Origin of the sequence: Hoskinsella mucinilytica, from assembly GCF_045223415.1 — a bacterium.
GTDB lineage: Bacteria > Bacillota_I > Bacilli_A > Erysipelotrichales > Erysipelotrichaceae > Hoskinsella > Hoskinsella mucinilytica.
Genome location: NZ_JBEQZJ010000004.1, coordinates 20,806 through 46,026 on the forward strand (window position 1 = coordinate 20,806; position 25,221 = coordinate 46,026).

A 25,221-nucleotide genomic window follows, 5' to 3' on the forward strand; every position below is an offset into this window, starting at 1 on the left:
CAAAACGAGCATACTTAAAAGAGAAGGAGGATGTTTATGAATCAGAAACAATTAAAAGAAACAGCGAAAAAGCATGAGCCACAAAAACATGCCGGAAGACATGCGGTAACTGCATTTTTAAGTGGTGGTGCTTTAGGAGCTGTAGGACAGCTCATCATGGTAGCCTACCAACAATTTTTAGGAGTCGATCAAACAACGGCAATGTCTATGTGTGTCGTAACCATCATACTGATTGCAGCAATTTTGACCGGAATCGGTGTATTCGATAAGGCAGCACAGGTTTGTGGTGCCGGGCTATTTGTGCCGATCACAGGCTTTGCAAACTCTTTGACTTCCTGTGCCTTGGAAGGTAAAACAGAGGGCTTTATTTATGGCATTGGTGGCAATATGTTTAAGTTAGCGGGAAGTGTGTTAACGTATGGTATTGCAAGCGCCTTTGTATTTGGCAGTATCCGCTATCTGCTGTTTGGAGCATGATATGACGACCATCAATTTTCAAAATGTTTATGTGACCTCTAGGGGTACAGCAGTGGGACCATTAGAAAAAGATGGACCACTAGGGGATTTGTTTGATAAATCCTATGAAAATCATTATTGTAGCGAAACAAGCTTTGAAAAAGCGGAACGAATGCTTGTTTATGATGCAGTAGATGCTGCTTTGAGAAAAGCAGAACTGAAAGTGGATGATATCGGTTTACTTGTTGGCGGAGATTTGATCAATCAACTTACCAGTTCTCACTATTTTGCTAGAGATTTGGCGGTTCCTTTTATAGGAATGTATGGCGCCTGTTCTAATTCTTCTTTGGTCATTGGACAAGGAGCCATTTGGGTAGAGCATGGTTTGGCAGATCATGTGATCAGCTTTACGAGTTCACATGCAGCAACAGCGGAACGTCAATTTCGATATCCAAATGAATATGGTATACAGAAAAAAGAGACAACTACTTATACGGTAACCGGTGCAGGTGCTGCCATTTTATCTAGAAAGCCATCAGCAATCAAGGTGACGGCATTTACTCCCGGAAAGATCATCGATTGGGATCATAAGGATGCCAATGATATGGGATTAGCCATGGCACCTGCTGCTTTTGATACGTTACAAACACATTTTAAAGATACCAAGCGATCATTTGAAGATTATGATATGATCGTAACCGGTGATCTATCCAAAATCGGATTTTCTTTTTTGACTGATTTACTGGTTCAAGAAAATTATGATATTCAAAATCGTTTGCATGATTGTGGTTTGATGATGTATAACTTCGATGAGCAAGAAGTATTTTGCGGTGGTAGTGGATGTGCGTGCAGTATGTGTGTTTCCATGACGAAGTTATTAAATATGTTAGAAGAAGGAAAAATGAAACGTATCCTAGTGTTGGCAACTGGTGCTTTGTTATCACCGGTTGCAATACAACAAAAAGAATCCATCCCTTGTATTGCACATGGTATCGTGTATGAAAGGAGTGATGCGTCATGATGATGTATGTCAATGCTTTTCTAGTCTGTGGAGCAATCTCTTTGGTAGGTCAATTGATTTATGATCACAGTAAGCTAACTGCAGGACACATCACGAGTTTGTTTGTTGTTATCGGTGCAGCCTTGGACACCTTTGGTTGGTATGACAAACTTTTAGAATTTGCTGGTATGGGCGCATCTCTTCCAATCACAAGTTTTGGACATTCTTTGATTCATGGCGCATTAGCGAAAGCACAAACTGATGGATTAATGGGTATCTTACTTGGGATGTTTGATCTGACAGCTGCCGGTATCACAAGTGCGATCCTATTCGCATTCATCATTGCGTTGATTTGTAAACCGAAATCATGAATCTAGAACAACGCTATAATCTTATCCGATCACAGTTATCTTCCTCTTTTGATATTGTCGAACGACATTTACAAATCGATGGTGTACATGCATGGGTGTTTTTCCTTTCTAGCCTGAGTGATAGCGAATTGATCACCAAGCTAGTTGAAAGTTTTGTGATGACAGCTTCTAAAGATTTACCGATTACGTTTTATCCGGGTGCGGTAGAAGCCGTAAAAGACGATAAAAAGGCAATTACCAATATGCTAAGCGGACAAGCATTGGTTCTTTTGGATCAAAAGGATAGTTACTATTGTATCGAGACCAGGCATTATCCAGCAAGATCTACCGCAGAACCTAATGTAGAGAAAAGTGTAAGAGGAAGTCATGATGGCTTTGTAGAAAACGTAATTTTAAATGTAGGATTGATACGTAGAAGAATACGAGATCCAAGACTGGCGGTCATCATGAACAAGGAAGGTGTTAAAACACGTACCGATATTGCTTATCTTTATATCGATAAATTAGTCGATGTGGATGTTCTTTCCGATTTAGAACATCGTTTGATTGGATTACCGGAAACGGAAATTTTAAGTGAACGCAATTTATGTGAAGCCCTCTATGGGAAAACATGGAATCCATATCCTCATGTGCGATATACCGAACGACCGGATATATGTGCGATACATTTGTTACAGGGCTATGTCATCGTACTTGTTGACAACAGTCCTACCGCAATGATCCTTCCGACTACTTTTTTCGAACAGACAAAGCAGATCGAAGAATATACCCAAACAACGATGGTAGCCTTGTTTACCAGGATCTTACGTTTGATCGGAATTGCGTTTTCTTTGTATCTGCTTCCTTTATGGATCGGATTATTGATCGATGGGATACCAACGCTACTTCATATACCGATGTTGGATATTCAGCCAATCACGTTTGGCTTTCAAGTAATCTTAGCAGATATCGTGGTGGAATGGATCCGTCAATCGCTCATCCATACACCAAGCATCCTTTCCAGCATCATGAGCTTCATTGCGGTATTTGTGTTAGGTGATATGGCGATTGAATTAGGCGCATATACTTCGGAAATATTGATCATGGTAGCCGTATCTAATATCGGAAATCTTTTGACACCAAGTTATGAGCTATCTCTTGCGAATAAGATATTTCGTATTCTAATGGGATTTCTGGCTTTATTTCTAGGGTGCAATGGATTTTGTATTGGTGTATTCTTACATCTTGTTATTCTATTATCAACCAAAACGATCAAATTCCCATATCTTTATCCCTTTATTCCATTTTCCTATAAAGAATGTAAACGTATTTTTGTAGGAGCACCGATTCAAGTGAAAAAGAATGAGTAGGATTCCCAATGTCGGAATCCTTTTTTTTCGTCTTCATCTGTGCTATCATAATAATAAGTATTACATAAAGGAGCGCATATGAAACAACTTATTATGATCAATGGAACCATGGGAGCAGGGAAGTCAACGGTTTGTAAGGCATTAAATCAAAGATTGACGCATAGTGTTTGGTTAGATGGAGATTGGTGTTGGATGGCAGATCCTTTTGTGGTAAATGATGAAACTAAGAACATGGTTCTTGATAACATTACGCATATGCTTCGTAATTTTTTTAAACAGAAGGAATACGAGCATGTGATTTTTTGTTGGGTCATGGATGAAGATGATATCATCAACTCCATTTTAGAACGATGAAAGGATCTTGAGTATCGTTGCCATAAAATAACACTCTGTCTACAAGATGCTACCCTAATGGAACATTTAACAAAGGATATCAAATCCGGCATTCGTTCAAAGGATTGTATCGAAAAAAGTTTGGCACGTCAGAAAAAATACAAAAGCATGTCTACGACAAAGCTTTTCATAGATGGAAAAGAAGTTGAGGAAGTCGTTATAGAGATAGAAAAGATGATAGAAGAATAACATTTCATGTTTCATGTTTGGAAGAAAAATATAACTAAAAACAAAGAGGAAATCAACTAAACCTACAATTTTTCTCTTTTTTTTGTTATAATCTATATTTGTGAGGTGATGACATGGCATTTACAGTAACCATTGATCAGTTTGAAGGTCCATTGGATCTGATGTTGCATCTGGTAAAAGACAATAAACTGGATTTATTTGATTTAGATATGGATGTTTTAACTGAACAATATTTGACCTATTTGAATGCTATGGAATCCATGCATCTAGAGGTCGCAAGTGAATATCTAAGTGAACTTGCCGGTCTATTGGAATATAAAAGTAAAAAGCTTTTACCAAGAGAAAAGGTAGAAGTGGAAGAAAGCTATGAAGAAGATAAACAAAAGTTAGCACAGCGTTTATTGGAATATCAGCGCTTTAAAGAAATTACCGCTGATTTTGAGAAAAAGTATGAGGAACGTCAATTATTGTTTTCAAAGCCATTAAGTGAAGAAGCGAATAAATGGATTCATACAACCAATGAGGGGGAGTTGCATGGTAACCCTTATGATTTGATCAAGGCAATGCAAAAGGTAATCAGACGTCAAGTACTGGCACATCCTTATGAAACAAAGATGACGGTGAAAGAATTGTCATTGGATGAGCGAGTGTTACAAATAAAAAAACGATTAAGAAACTGGAATGGGAAGATGAGCTTTGAAGAACTTTGTAGTGATTGTGATAGTTTACATATGGTCATTGTGACATTTTTGTCCATTCTGGATTTGATTCAACATAAAGAAATGAGTTTTACGATAGATGAAAATGAAATGATTTGGATCATCAAAGGAGATACGATGTATGCTACAGCATAATAAAAAAATGATATTAGAGGGCTTACTGTTCATTGCCGGAGATGAAGGGTTGAATGAAACACAAATCTTAAGTTGTATGGAAGATGAAATGACAAAAGTTGAGCTCAGTGTACTTTTAGATGAGATGATGCAGGACTATTTGAACGATGAACGTGGTTTTGAATTGGTGCGATTTGGCGGAATTTATAAATTTGTATCAAAAGAAGTGGTTCATCCTTATGCAGAGCGTTTGTTCAGTTCTACTAAAATTTCAACGCTATCGCAAGCAGCACTGGAGACGCTTGCAATCATTGCTTATAAACAACCGATTACACGAGCAGAAATCGAAGAGATTCGTGGTGTTGGCTGTGATATGATGATACGTAAGCTGTTAGCAAGAAGCTTGATCAAGGAATGCGGACGTAGTGATGCACCGGGCAGACCGTTTTTATATGAGGTAACATCAGAGTTCATGGATGTATTTAAACTGGAAAGTCTAAAGGAATTGCCAGATCTACCAACCTTTCGTGATGAAGAAGATAATGAATTATTTGATGAAGAATCATAGAAAAAAGGGATAGTTTAAGCATTTCAAAAGAAATTCTACCAACTTTTCCATTATCTTGCATATTATTCCAAATGACTTTACGAATGATGGTTGTAGGATTATAGTATAGGTGTACCAAGGGTACCAAGAACAAGCTTATTAACAGATGGTTCATGAAACTGATAAGAGGTAAGAAGCAAATCATAAAAAGTCTATCTTATCCGACATCAGGACAGTAATGGCCACTGTGAAAAGACTATAGAGAACATCGGATATGGCAAAAACCAGTTACACTTGGAAGTATGCAGAACATACCAGAGCTAAGGACGCTGGGAATCATGTAGTCATGAAGATGAATATCAGGAAAACAAGGAAAGCAAGCGAAAGCCATGAGGAAGAAGCATTAGGAAATGGTGAAGGCTGTGAGGCAGTACTTGAACTGATAAAAAAAGTATCTATAGTAGCTGGGTAGGATGGAATTGAGAAACTTATCTGTATGCAGAACATACAAGAGGTAAGAAAGTCAAATAGATATCAAAACTCAGCGATATAAGAGAAAGGGAAACTGATAAAAAAGGTTTCTCTTTTTTCGTATATAGGATAAAATAAAGGGGATTGGAGGGATAGGATGAAGATTAGAACCGTGCAATTAGAAGATAGTGAAGCTTTGCTTAAGATATATGAGGAGTATATCTTACATACCGAAATTACATTTGAATATGATGTGCCTTTTGTTGAAGCATTTAAAAACAGAATACAAGCCATCTATCGACAATATCCTTTCTTGGTAATAGAAGATCAAGGTGTCATTCTAGGATATGCTTATGCCCATCGCATGTTTGAGCGAAAAGCATATGATTGGGATGTAGAATTATCTATATATTTTCGACATGATGCCACATCTTGTGGGTATGGAACAAAATTGTTGATGACATTATTAGATCTGTTAAAATTACAACAAGTAAGAAATGCCTATAGTTTGATAACGCTTCCTAATGAAAAAAGCGAAGGTCTCCAAAAGAAGTTAGGATTTATTCTATGTGGCGTGTATCATCAAGCAGGTTATAAGCATGGAAAATGGTTGGATGTTGGGGTTTATGAAAAACATCTATTATCACATGATGATGTTCCTTCTATTTGGATTCCGTTTTGTGAACTGAAAGAAGATGCCATCAACAAGATCATACAAGGATAGAAAAGATGACAATGGTTCATCTTTTTCTTTGCTTCGACATATACTTGCTAATGGTGATGGTATGAAAAAATGGATATGTGTGATGCTTTGTTTATTGCTTCAAATGAGTGTGTTACATGCAGAAAGTTATTGTGTGATGAGTGGTGATGATCAAAGTGTCATTGAAGAGAAGAATATGAATGAACCACAAAGCGTTGCCAGTATTTCAAAAATCATGACGGCAATCGTAGCAATCGAATCCAAAGACCTAAAGGATACATGGAAGGTAGGAGAGGAAATCAATCAGGCAGATGGCAGTAGTATTTATCTGAAAGTTGATCAATCGGTAACATTGGAATCTTTGTTGTATGGATTAATGCTACGAAGTGGGAATGATGCGGCAGTTGAAATAGCAATGCATGTCAGCGGAAATATCAATGACTTTGTTAAGTGTATGAATGATAAAGCAAAACAAATCGGAATGTTGAATACGACCTTTCATAATCCCAGTGGATTAGATGAAGAAGATGGAGGTAATATTTCAACAGCATATGATATGGCCTTATTAATGAATTATGCGATGAAAAATGAAACTTTTCGTAAAATTACAGGCACACAATATTATACAAGCGAATGGAATTATCGTTGGAAGAATAAGAATCGTTTGTTGTTTGAATTTCCTTTTACCAATGGAGGAAAAACTGGGTTTACCAAAAAAGCGGGAAGGACACTTGTGACCAGTGCGAGTCATGATGGCGTAAATAGCATTGTCGTAACATTGAAAAGCAGTGATGATTTTGCATTTCATGAAGAAAAGCATAAAGCGGTTTTTGCCAATTATCAAACTAAGGAATTATTAAAAGAAGGAAGCTATCGTATAGGTAAAAAAATGATTACCGTAGAGGAGCCTATCAAGGTATCTTTGAAAAAGGATGGTAAGGATAGCTTGCAGGTAAAAAGTCATGTAGAAAAAAACAACTTTATCGTAGAAATCATCAAAAATAAAGTAAGTAGTGTGTATACGTATCCCATGAAGAAAGCAAAGGGGGAAGTTCAATGAATGTACTTTGGCTGATTATGATCATCGTCAGTATCTTATATGCGCTTTATACAGGCAATGTTGGCATGGTCAATGATGTCTTTGTGGATGTAGGCAAGGATACTTTTGATTTTGTTTTGCCTCTTATTTGTGTCTGTGTCTTTTGGAATGGCCTATTGTATGTCGCAAAAGATGCCGGAATCACACGTTTTTTGGAAAGATTGATGCATCCTCTTTTGAAATGGTTGTTTCCGGATCTAAAACATGATGATGAAACATTGGGATATGTAGCGACCAATGTGGTCGTCAATATGATCGGACTTGGTTCTGCTGCAACGCCGGTTGGTTTAAAAGCGATGGAAGGTATGCAAAAACATAATGATCAAAAGGATACAGCTACACGTTCTATGGTTACCTTTCTTGTATTGAATACCGCCGGTGTTACCTTGTTTTCTACGACACTAGTAGCGATGCGATCCAGCTTTCATTCAATCGATGTGATGGGCTTTCTTCCATATGCAATCTGTTCTACGTTATTTGCATCTATGATCGGTATCATGGTAGACAGGTGGTGGAATTATCGTGGCTAAGACTGCTTATATCATGCCTTTTATCGTGCTAGCGATCTTGATCATCGCTTTGCTTCGCCATGTAAAGGCATATGCCTCTTTTGTAAGTGGCGCAAAGGATGGTTTATCCTTATTCGTGGATGTATATCCTGCATTACTTGCGATGATGTTTGCGATTACGTTATTAAGGGAAAGTGGTTTGATGGATGTGATCTGCGATACCATTGCTGGTGTGGTCAAGGGCATACCATCCGCTATTTGGCCAATGGTATTTTTTCGACCGATTTCCGGAAATGCTTCCCTTGCGGTACTTGCCGATATCTTTCAAACATGTGGAGTCGATTCCTTGGCTGGAAATATGGCAAGTATCATCCAAGGTTCTACGGATACTACCATCTATGTTATTACTTTATACTTTTCCAGTGTCGGAATCAAAAAAATCAAGAATTCATTGTCCATCGGTTTGATTGCGGATGTCGCTGGTATCACCATGGCAATTTTATTAAGCATGCTGTTTTTCGCTTAAATTCTTTTACAAATCCCCTCATTTCGTGTACAATGGACATAAAAGAGGTGTAAGTATGGAACGTTTACAAAAAGTAATTGCGCAAGCGGGCGTTGCTTCAAGAAGAAAAGCAGAAGAGATGATTGCCCAAGGACGTGTGAGTGTCAATGGAGAAATCGTATCTGAAATGGGATATAAAGTAAAAAAAGGAGATTACATCGAAGTGGATGGTAATCCAATCGAGAAAGAAAATAAGGTTTATTACCTAATGAATAAGCCTAAGAAAACGATGTGTACGGCAAATGATGAATTTGGCAGAGCATGCGTAGTGGACTTGATTGCTGGGAAAGAACGTGTGTTTACGGTTGGTCGTTTGGACTATGACACCAGTGGTGTTTTGTTGTTGACCAATGATGGTGATTTTGCGAATGCGATCATCCATCCAAGATACCGTATTCCTAAGATTTATAACCTAACCATCAACGGAATACTCAGTGTAGAAGATATGAAGAAAATCAAAGACGGTATCGTGTTAGATGATGGAATCAAGACGTTACCGGCAAAATTAAAGCTAACAGAGAAAGATAAAGAGAAAAATCAATGTAGTTTTGATCTTACGATCACAGAAGGTAGAAATCGTCAAATCAAACGTATGATGGAAGCTTTGGGCTACGAGGTTCGTCGTCTGCATAGAAAACAGATTGCCTTTCTTCATTGCAGCGATCTTCGCCAAGGAGAGTATCGTATATTAAAACCATTTGAGGTAAAACAGTTACGTTCCCTTGCGGAAAAAGGACAGATGAAAAATAAATAACAGGGGATGCCCTGGTTTTTCTTCTGTCATATTTTTTTTGATGTTAGAAAGAATTGAGGTGTAATGATATGCAACAGTATTTTATTGATACCATGGCGCATATACATGATGAAATTATATTAAATGAAGAACAATCCCATCATATCACGCATGTTTTACGTATGAGAAATGATGATGTGATACGCATAGCGGATGCTTCTGAACAAATGTTTTTTTCTCATATTCGTATAGAAGGAAAAAAAGTGATTGCTTGTATCGATGAGAGCATCGAAGATCATACCAAAAGCAAGATTCATCTTACCTTGGCACAAGGATTGATCAAAAAAGAAAAATGGGATTTTTTACTACAGAAAAGCGCAGAGCTTGGTGTAGATCGTATCGTACCTTTTATTTCCAGTAGAACGATCGTGAAGTCGAAGGATGAGAAGGCAGAGAAGAAAAAACAACGATATGAAAAAATATTATTAGAGGCCTGTGAACAATGTAAACGAAGTACTTTGGTAGAACTAAGTGATGTCATGGCTTATCAAGACTTGATTCATGTGCAAGCAGATCTGAAATTGATAGCCTATGAAGATGCAGATCAAACAAGTGAATATTTAAAAGATATCTTAAAACAGCATCCTTCTATTACATCGGTTATGGTCGTGATCGGTAGTGAAGGTGGTTTTTCTATTGAGGAAGTATCTTATCTGAAACTTCATGGCTTTCAACGTGTTTCTTTAGGCGCTAGGATCTTAAGAGCTGAAACAGCAGCACTTTCCACTTTGGCAAATCTTACCTTCTTCTATGAGGGGGAAGTATGATATGAAAACATTGTTGGCATTGTTAAATAAAACTTATGATAAAAAGTTAGAAGATCATAAGGAATATAAAAAGAAACTTCAGGAGATGAAAAGCTTTTTGAATAAGAATAAGATTTCATGTAAAGAAAGTGATGATCTATCCTGTTTAAGATATGAAATATTAGTAGCATCGATAAAAAATAAACAGCAATTAGAAGAAGTGTTTTTTGATACCTATGTAAAAATGCATGATTATTGGTATGATCTGACTTATTTGGAACGTAAGAAACAAATGAATGTAGATATCGATCGAAAAAAAGCAGAATTGAGTCATTTTGTATATGAGAACGAGGAAATCTATATGCCTTGTTTTGATGAGCGTTTTAATCATTTGTATCATACCGAAATCGTATTGTTAGATTTAAAGCAATACCATGTGTTTATACGAGAATTTGAAAAAGAAATCAAATATGATCTTTATGGAGCACTTCCTTATGTTCATGGTTTTTCCAGTTGTGAGGTGGTTGCGCAAATGGGAGATAGCTATGTGCTTTTTCAACCGGATGTTAAACGATTCTATTATTTTGAACATGGAAGCTACCGTGAACAACTGTCCCTTGATGATAAACTACAGGAAATAGATGGAAAACAACGTAATATGATTGCTATGCTCTTCTTGTTGGGAAGAGATGAGGATATCGCTACAGAGCTTATGAATGGAAGCCTTGTGCAGGATAAAATGAAGAAAAAAATTAAGAAGCTGATGGAAAAACAGCACAAAACAAATAAAAATAATACATAGAAAGCTTTTCAAGAAGTGTGTTTTAGAGTATAATTTTCACTAAGGAGTGAGTGCATGACAACATTTGCAATTGCTACATTGGGATGTAAGGTGAATACTTATGAGTCCCAAGGCTATGAAAGCGCATTGTTAGAAAAAGGATACCAACAGGTATCTTTCAAAGATAAAGCAGATATTTATATTATCAATACCTGTGCTGTTACGAATACGGCAGGGGCGAAAAGCAGACAAAAAATAAATCAAGCACATGCTTTGAATCCGGAAGCCATCATTGCGGTTGTTGGTTGCTATGTGCAAACAGCTGGTGAAAGCATGAAAGATCTAGAGCATATCGATATCTTGATCGGAAGCGATGAGAAAGCTACTTTAGCGGATCGCATCGAATATGCAAAAGATCATCGTCATGAAAAACAAGTGGTTTTACATGATGTAAGAGCTTTGAAGGTATTTGAAGCATTACCGATTCAAAAATTCGAACATCAAACCAGAGCATTTTTGAAGATACAGGATGGCTGTAATCAGTTTTGTAGCTATTGTATCATTCCATATGCAAGAGGGGCAGAGCGTTCCTTGAAAGAAGATGAGGCAATAAAAGTTGCTTCTGATTTGGTGAAAAACGGACATTTGGAAATTGTGTTAAGTGGAATTCATACCGGACGCTATGGTCGTGATCTAAATACAACATTGCTTCATTTGATGAAACGAATGGTCCATGAGGTAGAAGGACTACAAAGAATTCGTATATCCTCTATTGAAATGAATGAGATCAATGATGAACTTTTATTGTTCATGAAAGAGGAAAAGAAAATCGCAAGACACTTACATATTCCGATTCAAAGTGCAAATACTACGGTATTGAAGAAGATGAATCGGCCTTATGATGTTGCATGGTTTAAAGAAAGAGTTGACTATATTCGTTCTTTGATGCCGGATATCAGTATTTCCACAGATGTGATCACTGGATTCCCACAAGAAAGTGAAGAGGAATTTGAAGATACGATGAACAATATAAAAGAAATCAATTTTTCTTTTCTGCATGTATTTCCGTTTAGTAAACGAGATCATACTGTAGCGGCATCGATGAGTGGTCATTTGGATAATAAAGTGAAAAAGCATAGAGCAGCAATGCTTGGTGATATCAGTAATCAGCTGTATGCATCCTATAAGAAAGGCTTTGTGAACAAACAGGTTGAAGTCTTGTTGGAAAAATTAGAAGATGGCTATTTATTTGGACATACCAGTGAATATCTTCCTGTGTATGTTAAAGCAGATATTCAAGAGCTTCATACGATGAAAACCGTAACGATTACATCTTTTGAGAATGATAGGCTTTATGCTAATTAAGGAGGCATCGATATGAAATTATCGCAGATGTTTGATCACGCCCCTGATATCGAAATCAAGGGCTTATGTATAGATTCTAGAAAAGTAAAAAAAGATGATATGTATTTCTGTATGGAAGGCATGGTGCATGATGGTCATGAATTCATAGATGAAGTCATCGATAAGGGTGCTATATGCATCGTACATTCTAAACCAATAGAGAACCCTAGAAAGGGAGTCGCTTATATCAAGGTAGAAAATGTGAATCATACCTTAAATGTACTTGCAAGTAAGTTTTATGGCTATCCCAGCAAACATATGAAAGTATTTGGTGTAACTGGAACGAATGGAAAAAGTACCATTACCAGTATCATCAAAGATGTATACAGTCATTTTGAACCATGTGGGTATATCGGAACGATTTCCATCAGTTATGGAGATGTGGTATTGCCACCAAGTCTGACCACACCAGATGCTATCCTTATTCATAAGACGTTAAAAGAAATGTCGGATGCGGGCATGAAGGCTGTTGCCTTAGAAGTCAGTTCTCATGGATTAGAGCTTGGAAGAGTTCAAAGCGTGGATTTTGATGTAGCTATTTTCTCTAATCTTACTTATGATCATTTGGATTTTCATGGAACGATCGAAAATTATTTTGAAGCGAAAAAGAAACTGTTTACCAATTTGAAACCGGAAGGTGTTGCTGTTTTAAATGTAGATGATCCTTATTTTGATCGTTTAAAGGAAACATGCAAGGCACGTATCGTATCTTATGGTATTCAACATGACGCAGATTATCGAGGAGATGATATTCAAATCGGTACAGATGGTTCCGTGTTCACTTTGTTCCATGATGGAAAACAATACGAAATCAAAACTAATTTGGTTGCGATGTATAACATTTCAAATTTACTTGCGGCGATTGCGGCAATGGCAGAAAGTGGCATTTCCATAGAAGCTATCATACCGTATCTTGACACCCTAACACAGGTTGATGGACGTATGGAGCGAATCGATGAAGGTCAATTGTTCAATGTCATCGTTGACTTCGCACATACACCGGATGGCTTAGAGAAGGTGTTTGAATATGCAGATAGTATTACCGAAGAAGGACATGCGATCATCTCCGTATTTGGTTCTGCCGGAAAGCGGGACACAAAAAAACGTAAGGTATTCGGAGAGATTGCGGATAAATATTGCGAAAGTATTATTTTGACCGAGGATGACCCTCGTGATGAAGATCCTAGAGATATCGCCAATGAAATAAAAAGCGGTATCAAGGATACCAACAACATCTTTATTGAAGATCGCTATGCGGCTATTCGTCAGGCTATCGAGAGCGCCAATGTAGGCGATACGGTACTGATCCTTGGAAAGGGAGATGAAGTATTTATGTATCGTGAATTTGGTCGAGAGCCTTGGATGGGAGACAATCACGTAGCCCGCCATTGTATTCGTAAATACTGTTTAGGAATCGAAGAAGACGGGAAATAGTCGAAAGGGATAGAAAAAGTAACGCTTTTAGGTGAAAAAACATTGAAAAATCTTATCAAATATCGGATTTTAGTTGCATTTTTCCAATGTTTTCAGTATAATAGTGTTGCTTGCATCAGAAGGGAGGGTAAATCATGCCGAAAGTAGTATTAAAAGAAAACGAAGTTCTTGATGATGCTTTACGAAGATTCAAACGTCAAGTGTCAAGAAATGGAACCCTTGCTGAAGCTCGCAAAAGAGAGTTTTATGTAAAACCAGGCGTACGCCGTAAATTGAAATCAGAAGCTGCACGTAAAGCACGTCGTAGTAAATAAGAGGAAGGAAACTTCTTCTTTTTTTTTCCAGCACTTGTTACTACGATATGATATTATCGACCATATCATGCATAAAAATATCATTCTTCTAGATCATTTGGTATAACTTCGGTTAGAACGCAGGAATTTATGCATCATGGGTTGACAAATAAAAAAAGATACAGTAAGATAAAAACGCTTATAAAAAAATGTGGATCAGAAGAAGTATAAAGAACTTCGCCATCAGCGAGCTGATACAGAGTGGAAGGTCAGCGGTAAGAAGTCTTTAGAAACGCATCTGGGAGTGTTCCTTTGAATGAAATAGGAGGAATCGGTCGTCTTACGTTACAAGGCTTGAGATTTCTAATTCATATGAATTAGAAATGAAACAGAGTGGTACCGCGATACGTCGCCTCTAGTGTGAGGTGACGTTTTGTTTTTATAAGGAGAAAGGACAGAACACGATGAAAAAATTGAAAAAGCTCTTAGCTGTACTTGGTGTTTGTATGATGTTTACGGCAAACATGCCATGGATACATGCACAAGAGGAAACCACAACACAACAAGGTGAAGGGGATTTGCTTCAACAAATCCTAGATCGAGGGGAATTGATCGTAGGGACATCACCGGATTTCCCACCTATGGAATTTATTGATACGACCAAGGAGGGACAAGATCAATATGTTGGCTGTGATATTGAGATGGCAAAATATATTGCAGACAAACTTGGGGTGAAGCTGACCATCAAGGCAATGGACTTTGATGCTGTACTTGCCAGTGTTACAACTCAACAAATCGATATGGCGATTACCGGAATCACAAAGACACCTGCACGAGAATCTTCCATGGAAATGACGGATTCCTATTTTGATGAAGAAGGTGAATCCGGTTGGCAAGGCATTTTGATCAAGAAGGATAAAAAAGATGTTTATACTTCATTGGATACCTTAAAGGGGAAAAAGATTGCAGTACAATCCGGTAGTCTACAAGACTTTTATGTAAAAGACCAATTACCGGATGCGAAAATTCAATATATAACACAACTAAATGATGCAATCGAATTATTGAACAATGGAACTGTAGATGCAGTCGCAACTGCTTATGGTACCGGTAAAGATTTTGTAGAACAAAAAGATGGACTTTATATTGGCGAAGAACTATTGTTCACCTTAAATGCAAATTATACAGGTAATCGTATTGGGATACCTAAGGGTGAAACTGCATTATTATATCGTGTCAATGATATCGTCAAAGAAATCAAGGACCAGCATTTATATGAAGAATGGTATCAGGAAGCTTTGAACTATGGTAAGACAAAAATCGAAGGGAATTATGTAGAACGAGTGCTTCAGATTGCGCAAATCTATTGGCCAAAGTTTTTACAAGGATTAGGGGCAACATTAGGCTTGGCTTTGATTACGGTATTGGGTGGAACTTTATTGGGACTTGTCTTGGCACTGGTAAAACTTTCTAAGAATAAGTTTGTGAAATTCCTATCTGCTGCCTATGTTGAAATCATTCGAGGAACACCGCTTTTGCTTCAGTTATGGTTATTTGTTACGATCTTCGCATTGTTCAAAGCAGAAATGATCGTAAGTGTGATCGTGGCTTTGATCGTTAACAGTAGTGCGTATGTTGCGGAAATCATTCGTGGTGGTATCATGGCTGTAGATAAGGGACAATGGGAAGCCGCAAAGAGCTTGGGTATGAGCAATCAGCATATGATGACAAAGATTATATTCCCACAAGCATTTAAAACCATTCTTCCATCTCTTGGCAATGAATTTATCATGATGGTCAAAGAAACTTCGTTGGCTTCTACTTTCTATATCGGGGAATTGATGACTGCCAATAATGTCATTAAAACAGCAACGTATTTTACATTGGAAACCTTGACCATTACAGCCATCATCTATTTTGTGGTTACATTCAGTTTAAGTAAATTAGTAAATTATATGGAAAGGAGGATGGGTGTCAGTGACTAAGCAGGCATTGATCCGAGTTGAGGGTCTGAAAAAACATTTTGGAGATCTAGAAGTATTAAAAGGTATCACAGAAGAAATCCACGAAGGGGAAGTAGTCAGTATCATCGGACCAAGTGGTTCAGGAAAAAGTACCTTTCTTCGCTGTTTGAATTTATTAGAGGAACCAACGGATGGTAAGGTCATCTTTGAAGGTGTGAATATTGCGGATAAATCAGTTGATATCGATAAGCATCGTCAAAAGATCGGTATGGTATTCCAGCATTTCAACGTATTTCCTCATTTAAGCGTGTTAGAAAACATTACCATTACACCTATATTGGAATTAAAGATGCCAAAAGAGGAAGCAAATCAATTGGGTTGTGAGCTTCTTTCTAAGGTAGGACTCTTGGATAAGAAAGACGAATACCCAAGAAAGCTTTCTGGTGGTCAGAAGCAACGTTTGGCTATCGTACGTGCACTTGCGATGAAACCGGATGTAATTTTATTTGATGAACCAACCAGTGCCTTAGATCCTGAAATGGTGAAGGATGTATTAGATGTTATCAAAAGTCTTGCGGATCAAGGTATGACCATTGTCATTGTCACACATGAAATGGCATTTGCGAAACAGATCAGTGATCGTGTCTTGTTTATGGATGGTGGATATATCCAAGAACAAGGAACCCCGGATCAAATCTTCAATCATCCAAAAAACGAAAGAACCATCGAGTTTTTAAGTAAGGTATTATAAAAAAAATCAAAGCATAGGTTCAAGCCATGCTTTGATTTTTTTTCGTTTCATTGATTTAACAAAAAAATTACATTTCATATTCTGATTTTATTTTATAATGATATAAGTAAAGGAAGGTGAGAAAATGATAGCATAACTTGGCACATTCTTTCATAGTTTGTAAAGAGGTGAGAGTATGCTTTCCATTGAAAACAATCAAATCATGATGGAACATTATACTGATGTTGTATCGGTGTCATCCACCAAGGTGCAGGTCAAATTTAAAGGTTATCAGATATGCATACAAGGCGATGATCTAAAGATTTTAGCTTTGGCAGCAAGCGAGATTTATATGGCCGGGAAGCTGGAAAGCATAGAGTTCCTATATGAAAAATAAAAAAACCGTAGGCTTAGACAAATGGAAGCTATATGATAACCTATTACATGTATTGCAGATCGCCGCAAAAGCAGATATTGAATTATATGATGTCGAGGAGCACAATGGTTATACCTTATGTTATGTGCCTGTTTATCAACGTAATAAAGTGTATCGTTATTTCGAACGAAACGAAAAACTGGAAACAACGGGAATGTTGGGTTATTTGTTTCGCTCTTTGAAAAAGCCATCAAGGGTAGCCGGTGTATTATGTGCTATTTTATTGTGGTATGGCATGTCACATATGATCTATGTGATCGATATCAAGGGAGAAGACGATGAAAGTAAACAGCTGATTCAAAAGACGCTACAAGATATGAAAGTGGTGCCACCTTTCTATGATAAAGATATCATGAGCGTAAAAAAGGATTTAAAGAAACAGTTGGAGCATAAGATTGCTTGGTTAGAAATAGAAAAGCGAGGCAGTAAATATCGCATTTCTTATACACCAAAAGAATTTGCTCATATCGAAGAATTGGGTCACGATGAATTGATTGCGAAAGAAGATGGCGTTATTCAACGCTTTGATGTCTTACATGGAAACAAACTGCATAAGGTGAATGAATTTGTGCATAAGGGAGATGTGCTAGTTAGTAATGTGATTGATACATCAAGCAATTCCAAGGAAGAATTATATGTAAAGGGAAGAGTATTTGCTTATACATGGAAAGATATTAGCGTTGAAATGAAGGATGATAAGATGCCAAAAGCATTCCAATACTTTACGCTATTATTTCAGGCTAGAAATGAAATCAGTGATCGTATGCGGAAGGACGATCGTATTTATGCAGAAAATATTTTGCAATTCTCTAAAGAAGTGGGTAAAATAAAGATGGTGATTCATTATACATTGATACAGGATATCACCACACCTTAATGTAAAGGAGAATGTATGAATACGAAATATACGATTGATTTGAACCATAAGGATATGAATCAAGTAGTAAGACTATGTGGTCCAAATGATAAACATTTAGAAATCATTCGCAAGGCATTTCATTGTGAACTGGTCATGCGAGATAATTGCTTACATGTATTGTGTGAAGAAGAAGCACTGTTTTTGAAAATACAGAAAATCATCACTGCGTTGTTTGATATGATTGCCAATCATATCGATATCAATGAACGTGATGTCAGTTATTGTTGTCGCTTAGCTGAAGCAGGCAATATCGATGATATGAAGATAACTTATCAACAGGCTATCGGTAAAACGGTCAATGGGAAATTGATCTATCCCAAAACGATGGGACAACGTGTGTTATTTCATGCGATGAAACATAATGAGATCGTATTTGCCACCGGTGTGGCAGGAACAGGCAAAACCTATCTTGCTGTTGTATATGCCGCAAATCTATTGAAAAAAGGAGAAATCAAGAAAATCATTTTGACAAGACCTGCAGTTGAGGCCGGTGAAAACCTTGGGTTTTTGCCGGGGGATCTAAAGGAAAAGGTAGACCCTTATCTGCGTCCTTTGTATGATGCATTATATGATACATTAGGCAATGAGGCAGTGGAAAAGCTCTTAGAAAAAGAGGTTATTGAAATTGCGCCGCTTGCTTATATGCGAGGAAGGACCTTGGATAATGCATTTATCATATTGGATGAAGCGCAGAATACGACCAGAGCACAAATGAAGATGTTTTTGACCCGTATGGGATTTCAATCTAGAATCGTTATTACCGGTGATGTAACGCAGATCGATTTGATTCGAAAGAAAGACAGTGGGTTATTGAACGCAAAGCATTTGTTGTATGGAATTGATGGTATCTCCTTTGTGGAATTGACAAGTCTTGATGTAGTACGTAATCCACTCGTTCAAAAAATCATTGAACGATACGAGAAGGAGGAAGAATATAATGGCGAGGATATTATTGATCGAAGATGAGGAAAACATAAGAAAGATCATAGCTTATGATTTAAATAAAGCAGGTAATGAAATCGTTGAATGCGCTGATGGACAACAAGCGATTGATATCGCATTAAAAGAAGATTTTGATGTTTTGATCATTGATTGGATGTTGCCACATGTCAGTGGAATCGAAATCGTAAAAAAATTAAGAAGTGAAGATAAAGACAGCATCATGATCATGTTGACCGCAAGAGATGATGAATCGGATATTCTTAATGCGTTTGAACAAGGGGTGGATGATTACATTACCAAACCGTTTTCACCAAGAGAACTGTTGGCAAGAGTGAATGCGCATTTAAAAAGACAAAGCAAAAAGCAAGGAAAACAATTGGAAATTGCGGATCTGCATATGGATATGAAGCGTAGAGAAGCCTTCGTCAAGGATACTTTATTGGTTTTAACAAAGAAAGAATTTGACTTATTAGAGTATTTTATCCAAAATCGTAATATCGTATTATCCAGAGATAGCATTTTAAATGACATCTGGGGCTTTGATTATGATGGTGATACCCGAATTGTTGATGTACATGTTTTCAAGCTCAGAAGCAAATTAAATGGCTCTCATGTGCATATTAAGTCCAGTCGTGGTGTTGGATATCTATTAGAGGAAACAAATGAAACAGAATAAGTTTATCGTGATGTTCTATTTTTTGTTATTTGCTTGTTTGGTCGAATATTTTCTTGATTTGAATGCCTATGCAATGATCGTATTGATGATCCTGGCATTCACTGTTCTTTGGTATTATCTAGAAAAAGAAGAAATGAATGTCAAATTAAAGGAAAACATTGAACTTCAACAAGAGGTACAATCGACCGCAAAAGATGCGCATCTGAAAAACAAACAGCTATTGACCATAGTTGGTAGCATTCCTTTTCCGATGATCCTCATTGATCAATTCGGAAACATCGTCATGCATAACTCATTATCTGAAATATCGTTAGATATGGCATTTCAAGAAGACATGAATTATCTTAACAACAACTTTGTACCACCCGTACAAGAATTTATCAAAGATGCTTTTATTCTAGAAAAACAATTAGATAAAATACTTAAGATCGATGGCATAGAATATCAAGGAATCAGCGTACCGGTCACAGCGAAATCAAAATACAGCGGATGCTTGGTGCTATTTCAAGATATCAGTAAGACCTTAGAAGGGGAAAAAATGCAGAAGCGATTTATCGCAGATGCTTCTCATGAATTAAAGACACCGATTGCGGTCATCAAAGGCATGGTAGAAATCTTGAATCGAGAAGATTTTGATGATGAAGCCACGAGAAAAGAGTTTATGGAACAAATAGATATCGAAATCAATCGTTTGGATATGCTTGTAAAAGATTTGCTTCAATTATCTAGATTATCCATGTCAAACCCTATTCTTGAACGTAAAAAAACAGATGTAAGAAATGTCATAGATAAAGCGATTACTTCACTGGAAAAACAGGCAGCTCAGAAAGGTTTGTCGATAGTAAAGGATTATCAAAATCATGATGAAGTATTTTGTGATCCTATGAAAATGCAACAAGTCGTATTAAATCTGATCAGCAATGCAATCAAATATAGCGATACCGGAACCATTACCATCAGAACCTTAGCACAAGGACATTATTATGTGCTGGAGGTTCAAGATGAAGGGGTAGGGTTATCGCCAGAAGATCAACAAAAGATTTTTGAGCGATTCTATCGAGTAAATGATGACAGAAGTAGAAAAAGTGGTGGTAGCGGTTTAGGTCTACCGATTACCAAAGGTATCATTGAAGCTCATAGTGGAAAGATCGAAGTTATCAGTGAATTAGGTAAGGGAACCACTTTTCGTATTTTGTTGAAGAATTGATTTTTTCATAAACTATTTGAAATTTGGAAATAGAAAGTAATTTATAATAGAAACTTTCATATCATGAATTTGATTTCTGAAAATTTATAATTTAATTGATTTACATTGTAAGTTGATATATGATTATCTTGTCAATGTGATACACGTATTGTTCTAACTTCCCCCACCCAGGCAATGCGTTGTGATCATTGACTTTTTTTATTCTAAACAGGAACTATTGTATACAAAAAAAGCCTTTTGACAAAGGCTTGATTGACATGGTATCGCGTACGGGATTTGAACCCGTGGTACAGCCTTGAGAGGGCTGTGGCTTAACCGCTTGCCGAACGCGACATTTTTACTGCTAAAATATTATAGCATCAAAACAATCTAGGATGCAAGCTTTTCTTGCGAAACTTACATAAAATAAGGATGCTTTGTAATTTGTTTCAGAGAAAAGAAACCTTTCCACCAGAATATATTTATGATATCATTAGAGTCATAGGAAAGAATGGAAAGGAGGGAATTGGTTGTGAATATTCAATGGTGCGGGTTTTTAAACCATCCTGATGATCTTGAAAAGGCAAATGTGGAAGGCTTCGAAAAAATGAAGGATGAAGAAAGTGATATCATTTTTGGCTTGATCCTATTGGCCATTCCTTTGTTTTTTGGTGTCATGCATATGATGAGCATCAAAGGTATGACATTAACTGAGCTTCTGGTGGGAGATATCATTGGACTATTGATCTTAATTCCCATATTTATTCTTCATGAATTGATTCATGCATTATGTTGTCCACGACATGCACAGAAACAAATATATTGGCATAAATTAACCTTGATCACTTATTGTAAAGAACCTATGGATAAAACCCAGATGATGATCGTATTATTAGCTCCTAATGTTTTATTAGGTTGTAGCTCATATATGTTGTGGATGTTAGGTATCGTATCTGCTAATCCATTGCTTGATAAAGTGTTGGGATTGATGATCCTGGTGTTGTTGTTAGGCGCTGTATGGGATCTATCCTTAGCAGTAACGATCATGATTCGTACCCCAAGTAAAGCGGTGGTATGTTTATCAGGGGAACATATATATTATAAAGACGGAAAATAAAAGTCAATCACAATGGATTGGCTTTTTTTAACGATTCCTTAACGAATTGTTTATATTCTATTCATAATCTTCGTTTATGATATACACGTATTCAAGGAAGGATAAAGAAACTTCGAGGAGGAATAGAAAAGATGAAAAAATTATTGGTAAGTGTACTGGCTGTTGCATTATTGGCAGGCTGTAGCAGTAATGGCACTGATTCAGGCAAGGTAAGCGGCGAAATTAAAGTTTATACACGAGACTCTACAAGTGGAACAAGAGAAGCCTTTGAAAAAGGTGTAGGATTTGAAGGCGAATTAACGAAAACAGCAACTGAGGTCAAAAGTAATGACGATATGGCTGCGAAAGTAGGACAAGATAAAAACGGCATTGGATATACATCCTTATCAACAGACTTTGAAAAAAACAACGTCAAGGCACTTTCTTATGAAGGCGTGAATGCATCTAGTGAAACTGTATTAGACGGTAGCTATGGACTACAACGACCATTTATGTTTGTGACAAGAGCAACAGGAGATTTTGGTAGCGAAGATAAAGAAGAATTGGTTCGTGCGTTCTTAGACTTTATGCAAAACTCTAAAGAGGGTATGGAAGTTGTGAAAGCAGCCGGCGGTGAGGTTGATGAAACTAAGGCGAAAGCATGGGAAGAATTGGCAAAGAACTATCCTGTATTAAACAAAGACAATTCAGGAATCACCATCAGAACTTGTGGTTCTACTTCAGTAGAAAAAACGTTAAAAGCAGCTTTGGAAGCATTCTCTCCAATGGCAGGAAATTTCAAATATACAATGAACCAATCAGGTAGTGGGGATGCTGTGAAGTTTACCTTAGGGGCTGAAAAGGACGGTGCTAGTGCAGGAGATATCGGATTTGCTTCACGTGCATTCAAGGATGATGGAACAGAAGATATCAGTAAAGCATTGACAAGTGGTCAATATTGTATTGATGCGGTTGTCGCAGTTGTAAACAAGGATAACGCTGATTACACGAATATGACACAGGCACAACTAAAGGATATTTTCACAGGCACAACAACGAATTGGGAAGATATCAAGTAGAAACATGAATAGCTTCAAACAGCCTGGATAGCCAGGCTGTTCTTTCTAAAGGATAGGATCGGTGATGAAATGAAATCATATGTGCGAAGCTCAATTAGCTCACAGAAAAATCTAACGAAATTAAAGAAGGATCAACGAATGCGCTTTCTCTTCATGCTTGCGGCATTGTTGTCATCCAGTGCCATTGCGATCATCATCATATTTATCGCAATTAAGGGAATCATTCCATTTACTCCAGGATATGAATATGGTAAGGTTGATTTTATAGGTTTTATCACAGGGAGTATGTGGCGTAAAGATCAAGGGATGTATGGGGTCGGCTTTATTATCATCAATACGCTAGTATCTGCATTCGGTGCCCTGTTAGTTTCTTTTCCTTTATCGGTATTGACTGCTTTATTCATTACGAAAATAGCACCCAAAAGAATTGCGGCCCTAATGACGACGGTCGTGGAGCTACTAGCATCGATACCATCTGTTGTTTATGGGGTATTTGCTTCTGGAACGATCACCATTTTAGTTTCGAATCTAGCGAATAATTTCGGCTTTGTTACCGCAGGAGGAAGCTCTTTGCTTGCAGTTATTCTCTTGTTGGCCATTATGATTTTCCCCACCATCACCTCCTTATCCATTACTGCAATCAAATCGGTAGGGAAAGAAATCGAAGAGGGAAGTCTGGCGTTGGGCGCAACACGTACACAAACAAACTTCAAGGTGATCTTAACCAGTGCCAAATCTGGCATTTTTGCAGGAGCGATCCTAGGTATCGGTCGTGCGTTTGGTGAAGCGACGGCCGTTGCAATGGTTGCAGGAAATAAAATGTTTGGACCAACTTTAAACCTGTTTGATACCACAAGAACATTAACAACAACGATGTTGGCAGGTCTTGGAGAAACCACAGGATTAGATTATGACATTCGATTTTCTGCCGGATTGGTCTTAATGGCGGTAATCTTGTTCAGTAATCTCATCTTAAATCTAGTGAAAAAGAAAGTAGGGAACATTCAATGAAGCAACTTCATCTAAAACAAAAGAAGAAAAGAACACTTGTGGATGGTATGTTGAATGGTATCACTTATGTATCCAGTGGATTAAGCGTTTTTGTTTTGATTGCCATCTTCGTCTTTATTTTCTCAAAAGGATATCGTTCTTTAGGAATGGATCTATTAACAGGTAACTATTGGTCTAAAAGCTATTTGTCCAGTGTTCAGGATACATATAATCATCCTTCCTCTTTCCAACGTCCTGAAGACTTAAAAGAAAATGTGTTCTTTTCACAAAAATGGGGCGTAGGCTTTGTAGATGCAAAAGATCAAAATAAAGATGATATCATCTTGATAGAATATATGGATGATCAATCACCCTTCCAATATTTGATCGATGATAGCATCAAACAGAAAACCGTCAATATGAAAGCAGAAACAGGCTTTCAACTAGAAAAGCTTACCTATCGTAATGAAAGTGGCGTTAGCGCAACTGCAGGAAAATTATTATCTCAAAATGCACAACAAGTAAGTGAAATTTTAGATACCAAAGCAACTTCTATTTCTCAAATGTTTTTCAAAACACCGGGTGGAGGGATACGAGGAAGTATCCTATCTACGCTATGGCTTATTTTAATTTCCATGTTGATTGCTCTTCCATTAGGCGTAGCGGCAGCCATTTATTTACATGAATACGCAAGTAAGAATCGCTTTACTGCAATCATTCGTAGCGCAATTGAAATGCTGACAGGAGTTCCTAGTATTATCTTTGGTTTGATGGGCGTTGCAGTATTGTTTCCGGTGACACAACTATTCGGAGCAGAAACGACAAGCATTCTGTTAGGCTCCTTCACAATGGCCATTATTTTACTTCCGACCATCATTCGCTCTACTGAGGAAGCTTTGATCGTGGTTCCTCAATCGTTACGAGATGCAAGTCTATCCGTTGGTGCCAACCAATCACAAACGATATTCAAGGTCGTACTTCCTTGTGCGATTCCCGGGATATTAACAGGTGTCTTATTAAGCATCGGTAGAGTCATCGGAGAAAGTGCAGCTCTTATTTATACGATGGGTACGTATGTCAACGATACGCCAACCTTAACTACACAAGGGACGAGTCTTGCTGTTCATATCTATAATATCATGAGCAGTGAAATGCCGAATTTTGAATTAGCCAGTGCCATTTCAATCGTGATCTTAGTATTTGTATTGATATTGAATATTGCTGTGAAACTGTTAAGCAAACGCTTTAATAAAGCCTGGTATTAGAA

At 37.3% G+C, this 25,221-nt stretch carries 30 protein-coding genes, 1 tRNA gene and 1 other annotated feature; of the genes, 30 read left to right on the top strand and 1 reads right to left on the bottom strand.

Features of this window, described 5'->3' with window-relative positions; translation table 11 throughout:
• The first annotated feature begins 36 nt into the window (after window positions 1-36).
• The 26 genes from UGRO018_RS01975 (at window position 37) to UGRO018_RS02100 (ending at window position 20,810) form a co-directional block, all read left to right on the top strand.
• Window positions 37-477: a SpoVA/SpoVAEb family sporulation membrane protein gene (locus UGRO018_RS01975; protein ID WP_416324772.1), complete on the top strand. Its 441-nt coding sequence runs from the start codon at window positions 37-39 to the stop codon at window positions 475-477.
• A complete protein-coding gene (gene spoVAD, locus UGRO018_RS01980) occupies window positions 419-1,477 on the top strand; it encodes a stage V sporulation protein AD (RefSeq protein WP_463667544.1) in 1,059 nt (352 codons plus the stop codon). The genes UGRO018_RS01975 and spoVAD overlap by 59 nt, the downstream gene beginning before the upstream one ends.
• The gene (spoVAE, locus tag UGRO018_RS01985; RefSeq protein ID WP_463667545.1) at window positions 1,474-1,827 is read left to right on the top strand and encodes a stage V sporulation protein AE; all 354 of its coding nucleotides are present in this window, start codon (window positions 1,474-1,476) and stop codon (window positions 1,825-1,827) included. The genes spoVAD and spoVAE overlap by 4 nt, the downstream gene beginning before the upstream one ends.
• A complete protein-coding gene (locus tag UGRO018_RS01990) occupies window positions 1,824-3,176 on the top strand; it encodes a spore germination protein (RefSeq protein WP_463667546.1) in 1,353 nt (450 codons plus the stop codon). The genes spoVAE and UGRO018_RS01990 overlap by 4 nt, the downstream gene beginning before the upstream one ends.
• A gap of 78 nt (window positions 3,177-3,254) precedes the next feature.
• The gene (locus tag UGRO018_RS01995) at window positions 3,255-3,530 is read left to right on the top strand and encodes an AAA family ATPase (RefSeq protein ID WP_416324773.1); all 276 of its coding nucleotides are present in this window, start codon (window positions 3,255-3,257) and stop codon (window positions 3,528-3,530) included.
• Window positions 3,531-3,587: 57 nt separating this feature from the next.
• Complete coding sequence (locus tag UGRO018_RS02000) at window positions 3,588-3,758, top strand: hypothetical protein (RefSeq protein WP_416324774.1); 171 nt, start codon at window positions 3,588-3,590, stop codon at window positions 3,756-3,758.
• A 113-nt stretch (window positions 3,759-3,871) separates the two neighbouring features.
• Window positions 3,872-4,612: a segregation and condensation protein A gene (locus tag UGRO018_RS02005; protein WP_416324775.1), complete on the top strand. Its 741-nt coding sequence runs from the start codon at window positions 3,872-3,874 to the stop codon at window positions 4,610-4,612.
• The gene (gene scpB, locus UGRO018_RS02010; RefSeq protein ID WP_416324776.1) at window positions 4,599-5,159 is read left to right on the top strand and encodes an SMC-Scp complex subunit ScpB; all 561 of its coding nucleotides are present in this window, start codon (window positions 4,599-4,601) and stop codon (window positions 5,157-5,159) included. The genes UGRO018_RS02005 and scpB overlap by 14 nt, the downstream gene beginning before the upstream one ends.
• A gap of 253 nt (window positions 5,160-5,412) precedes the next feature.
• A complete protein-coding gene (locus UGRO018_RS02015; RefSeq protein ID WP_416324777.1) occupies window positions 5,413-5,610 on the top strand; it encodes a hypothetical protein in 198 nt (65 codons plus the stop codon).
• Window positions 5,611-5,766: 156 nt separating this feature from the next.
• On the top strand, window positions 5,767-6,333 hold the full coding sequence (locus tag UGRO018_RS02020) for a GNAT family N-acetyltransferase (RefSeq protein WP_416324778.1): 567 nt from the start codon (window positions 5,767-5,769) through the stop codon (window positions 6,331-6,333).
• Window positions 6,334-6,394: 61 nt separating this feature from the next.
• Entirely contained in the window at window positions 6,395-7,372 is a 978-nt protein-coding gene (locus UGRO018_RS02025) for a D-alanyl-D-alanine carboxypeptidase family protein (RefSeq protein ID WP_416324779.1), read from the top strand.
• A complete protein-coding gene (locus UGRO018_RS02030) occupies window positions 7,369-7,941 on the top strand; it encodes a spore maturation protein A (protein ID WP_416324780.1) in 573 nt (190 codons plus the stop codon). The genes UGRO018_RS02025 and UGRO018_RS02030 overlap by 4 nt, the downstream gene beginning before the upstream one ends.
• Window positions 7,934-8,446, top strand: a complete 513-nt coding sequence (locus UGRO018_RS02035; RefSeq protein ID WP_416324781.1) for a spore maturation protein — start codon at window positions 7,934-7,936, stop codon at window positions 8,444-8,446. The genes UGRO018_RS02030 and UGRO018_RS02035 overlap by 8 nt, the downstream gene beginning before the upstream one ends.
• A gap of 55 nt (window positions 8,447-8,501) precedes the next feature.
• A complete protein-coding gene (locus tag UGRO018_RS02040; RefSeq protein ID WP_416324782.1) occupies window positions 8,502-9,239 on the top strand; it encodes a pseudouridine synthase in 738 nt (245 codons plus the stop codon).
• Between the two features lie 68 nt (window positions 9,240-9,307).
• The gene (locus UGRO018_RS02045; protein ID WP_416324783.1) at window positions 9,308-10,045 is read left to right on the top strand and encodes a 16S rRNA (uracil(1498)-N(3))-methyltransferase; all 738 of its coding nucleotides are present in this window, start codon (window positions 9,308-9,310) and stop codon (window positions 10,043-10,045) included.
• 1 nt (window position 10,046) lies between these two features.
• A complete protein-coding gene (locus UGRO018_RS02050) occupies window positions 10,047-10,826 on the top strand; it encodes an RNA polymerase subunit sigma (protein WP_416324784.1) in 780 nt (259 codons plus the stop codon).
• A 54-nt stretch (window positions 10,827-10,880) separates the two neighbouring features.
• Entirely contained in the window at window positions 10,881-12,170 is a 1,290-nt protein-coding gene (gene mtaB / locus UGRO018_RS02055) for a tRNA (N(6)-L-threonylcarbamoyladenosine(37)-C(2))-methylthiotransferase MtaB (protein WP_416324785.1), read from the top strand.
• Window positions 12,171-12,182: 12 nt separating this feature from the next.
• Complete coding sequence (locus UGRO018_RS02060) at window positions 12,183-13,643, top strand: UDP-N-acetylmuramoyl-L-alanyl-D-glutamate--2,6-diaminopimelate ligase (protein WP_416324786.1); 1,461 nt, start codon at window positions 12,183-12,185, stop codon at window positions 13,641-13,643.
• A 134-nt stretch (window positions 13,644-13,777) separates the two neighbouring features.
• Window positions 13,778-13,957 carry a 30S ribosomal protein S21 gene (rpsU, locus tag UGRO018_RS02065; RefSeq protein ID WP_416324787.1) on the top strand — a complete coding sequence of 60 codons (180 nt, stop codon included), beginning with the start codon at window positions 13,778-13,780 and terminating at the stop codon, window positions 13,955-13,957.
• A gap of 182 nt (window positions 13,958-14,139) precedes the next feature.
• Window positions 14,140-14,356, top strand: a binding site (T-box leader).
• A 44-nt stretch (window positions 14,357-14,400) separates the two neighbouring features.
• Complete coding sequence (locus tag UGRO018_RS02070) at window positions 14,401-15,921, top strand: ABC transporter substrate-binding protein/permease (protein WP_416324788.1); 1,521 nt, start codon at window positions 14,401-14,403, stop codon at window positions 15,919-15,921.
• Window positions 15,914-16,651 carry an amino acid ABC transporter ATP-binding protein gene (locus tag UGRO018_RS02075; RefSeq protein WP_416324869.1) on the top strand — a complete coding sequence of 246 codons (738 nt, stop codon included), beginning with the start codon at window positions 15,914-15,916 and terminating at the stop codon, window positions 16,649-16,651. Before UGRO018_RS02070 ends, UGRO018_RS02075 begins: the two co-directional genes overlap by 8 nt.
• 175 nt (window positions 16,652-16,826) lie before the next feature.
• Window positions 16,827-17,027 (top strand): YabP/YqfC family sporulation protein, encoded by a 201-nt coding sequence (locus UGRO018_RS02080; RefSeq protein WP_416324789.1) that lies wholly within the window; start codon window positions 16,827-16,829, stop codon window positions 17,025-17,027.
• Window positions 17,017-17,943 (top strand): sporulation protein YqfD, encoded by a 927-nt coding sequence (locus UGRO018_RS02085; RefSeq protein WP_416324790.1) that lies wholly within the window; start codon window positions 17,017-17,019, stop codon window positions 17,941-17,943. Before UGRO018_RS02080 ends, UGRO018_RS02085 begins: the two co-directional genes overlap by 11 nt.
• 15 nt (window positions 17,944-17,958) lie before the next feature.
• Window positions 17,959-18,951 carry a PhoH family protein gene (locus UGRO018_RS02090; RefSeq protein ID WP_416324791.1) on the top strand — a complete coding sequence of 331 codons (993 nt, stop codon included), beginning with the start codon at window positions 17,959-17,961 and terminating at the stop codon, window positions 18,949-18,951.
• On the top strand, window positions 18,923-19,603 hold the full coding sequence (locus UGRO018_RS02095) for a response regulator transcription factor (protein WP_416324792.1): 681 nt from the start codon (window positions 18,923-18,925) through the stop codon (window positions 19,601-19,603). Before UGRO018_RS02090 ends, UGRO018_RS02095 begins: the two co-directional genes overlap by 29 nt.
• Window positions 19,590-20,810 (top strand): sensor histidine kinase, encoded by a 1,221-nt coding sequence (locus tag UGRO018_RS02100; RefSeq protein WP_416324793.1) that lies wholly within the window; start codon window positions 19,590-19,592, stop codon window positions 20,808-20,810. Before UGRO018_RS02095 ends, UGRO018_RS02100 begins: the two co-directional genes overlap by 14 nt.
• Window positions 20,811-21,068: 258 nt before the next feature.
• Here the strand turns inward: UGRO018_RS02100 and UGRO018_RS02105 are convergent.
• Window positions 21,069-21,143, bottom strand: a tRNA-Glu gene (locus tag UGRO018_RS02105).
• A 178-nt stretch (window positions 21,144-21,321) separates the two neighbouring features.
• Between UGRO018_RS02105 and UGRO018_RS02110 the strand changes: the two genes are divergently transcribed.
• From UGRO018_RS02110 to pstA, 4 genes are all read left to right on the top strand, one after another.
• Entirely contained in the window at window positions 21,322-21,906 is a 585-nt protein-coding gene (locus UGRO018_RS02110) for a DUF3267 domain-containing protein (protein ID WP_416324794.1), read from the top strand.
• 131 nt (window positions 21,907-22,037) lie between these two features.
• Window positions 22,038-22,964, top strand: coding sequence for a substrate-binding domain-containing protein (locus UGRO018_RS02115; protein ID WP_416324795.1), 927 nt, complete (start codon window positions 22,038-22,040; stop codon window positions 22,962-22,964).
• Window positions 22,965-23,033: 69 nt separating this feature from the next.
• On the top strand, window positions 23,034-23,975 hold the full coding sequence (gene pstC, locus UGRO018_RS02120) for a phosphate ABC transporter permease subunit PstC (RefSeq protein WP_416324796.1): 942 nt from the start codon (window positions 23,034-23,036) through the stop codon (window positions 23,973-23,975).
• Window positions 23,972-25,219 (top strand): phosphate ABC transporter permease PstA, encoded by a 1,248-nt coding sequence (gene pstA / locus UGRO018_RS02125; RefSeq protein ID WP_416324797.1) that lies wholly within the window; start codon window positions 23,972-23,974, stop codon window positions 25,217-25,219. The genes pstC and pstA overlap by 4 nt, the downstream gene beginning before the upstream one ends.
• Window positions 25,220-25,221 lie beyond the last annotated feature (2 nt).

Bases quoted from the DNA above. Each gene is read 5' to 3' on its own strand.
- rpsU (WP_416324787.1), top strand. From the start codon at position 13,778: ATGCCGAAAGTAGTATTAAAAGAAAACGAAGTTCTTGATGATGCTTTA.
- spoVAE (WP_463667545.1), top strand. From the start codon at position 1,474: ATGATGATGTATGTCAATGCTTTTCTAGTCTGTGGAGCAATCTCTTTG.
- pstC (WP_416324796.1), top strand. From the start codon at position 23,034: ATGAAATCATATGTGCGAAGCTCAATTAGCTCACAGAAAAATCTAACG.
- UGRO018_RS02080 (WP_416324789.1), top strand. From the start codon at position 16,827: ATGCTTTCCATTGAAAACAATCAAATCATGATGGAACATTATACTGAT.
- UGRO018_RS02000 (WP_416324774.1), top strand. From the start codon at position 3,588: ATGGAACATTTAACAAAGGATATCAAATCCGGCATTCGTTCAAAGGAT.
- UGRO018_RS02090 (WP_416324791.1), top strand. From the start codon at position 17,959: ATGAATACGAAATATACGATTGATTTGAACCATAAGGATATGAATCAA.
- UGRO018_RS02025 (WP_416324779.1), top strand. From the start codon at position 6,395: ATGAAAAAATGGATATGTGTGATGCTTTGTTTATTGCTTCAAATGAGT.
- mtaB (WP_416324785.1), top strand. From the start codon at position 10,881: ATGACAACATTTGCAATTGCTACATTGGGATGTAAGGTGAATACTTAT.
- UGRO018_RS02100 (WP_416324793.1), top strand. From the start codon at position 19,590: ATGAAACAGAATAAGTTTATCGTGATGTTCTATTTTTTGTTATTTGCT.
- scpB (WP_416324776.1), top strand. From the start codon at position 4,599: ATGCTACAGCATAATAAAAAAATGATATTAGAGGGCTTACTGTTCATT.
- UGRO018_RS01995 (WP_416324773.1), top strand. From the start codon at position 3,255: ATGAAACAACTTATTATGATCAATGGAACCATGGGAGCAGGGAAGTCA.
- UGRO018_RS02070 (WP_416324788.1), top strand. From the start codon at position 14,401: ATGAAAAAATTGAAAAAGCTCTTAGCTGTACTTGGTGTTTGTATGATG.
- UGRO018_RS02045 (WP_416324783.1), top strand. From the start codon at position 9,308: ATGCAACAGTATTTTATTGATACCATGGCGCATATACATGATGAAATT.
- UGRO018_RS02040 (WP_416324782.1), top strand. From the start codon at position 8,502: ATGGAACGTTTACAAAAAGTAATTGCGCAAGCGGGCGTTGCTTCAAGA.
- UGRO018_RS02050 (WP_416324784.1), top strand. From the start codon at position 10,047: ATGAAAACATTGTTGGCATTGTTAAATAAAACTTATGATAAAAAGTTA.
- UGRO018_RS01990 (WP_463667546.1), top strand. From the start codon at position 1,824: ATGAATCTAGAACAACGCTATAATCTTATCCGATCACAGTTATCTTCC.
- UGRO018_RS01975 (WP_416324772.1), top strand. From the start codon at position 37: ATGAATCAGAAACAATTAAAAGAAACAGCGAAAAAGCATGAGCCACAA.
- UGRO018_RS02015 (WP_416324777.1), top strand. From the start codon at position 5,413: ATGGCAAAAACCAGTTACACTTGGAAGTATGCAGAACATACCAGAGCT.
- pstA (WP_416324797.1), top strand. From the start codon at position 23,972: ATGAAGCAACTTCATCTAAAACAAAAGAAGAAAAGAACACTTGTGGAT.
- UGRO018_RS02020 (WP_416324778.1), top strand. From the start codon at position 5,767: ATGAAGATTAGAACCGTGCAATTAGAAGATAGTGAAGCTTTGCTTAAG.
- UGRO018_RS02005 (WP_416324775.1), top strand. From the start codon at position 3,872: ATGGCATTTACAGTAACCATTGATCAGTTTGAAGGTCCATTGGATCTG.
- UGRO018_RS02030 (WP_416324780.1), top strand. From the start codon at position 7,369: ATGAATGTACTTTGGCTGATTATGATCATCGTCAGTATCTTATATGCG.
- UGRO018_RS02095 (WP_416324792.1), top strand. From the start codon at position 18,923: ATGGCGAGGATATTATTGATCGAAGATGAGGAAAACATAAGAAAGATC.
- spoVAD (WP_463667544.1), top strand. From the start codon at position 419: ATGGTATTGCAAGCGCCTTTGTATTTGGCAGTATCCGCTATCTGCTGT.
- UGRO018_RS02115 (WP_416324795.1), top strand. From the start codon at position 22,038: ATGAAAAAATTATTGGTAAGTGTACTGGCTGTTGCATTATTGGCAGGC.
- UGRO018_RS02060 (WP_416324786.1), top strand. From the start codon at position 12,183: ATGAAATTATCGCAGATGTTTGATCACGCCCCTGATATCGAAATCAAG.
- UGRO018_RS02085 (WP_416324790.1), top strand. From the start codon at position 17,017: ATGAAAAATAAAAAAACCGTAGGCTTAGACAAATGGAAGCTATATGAT.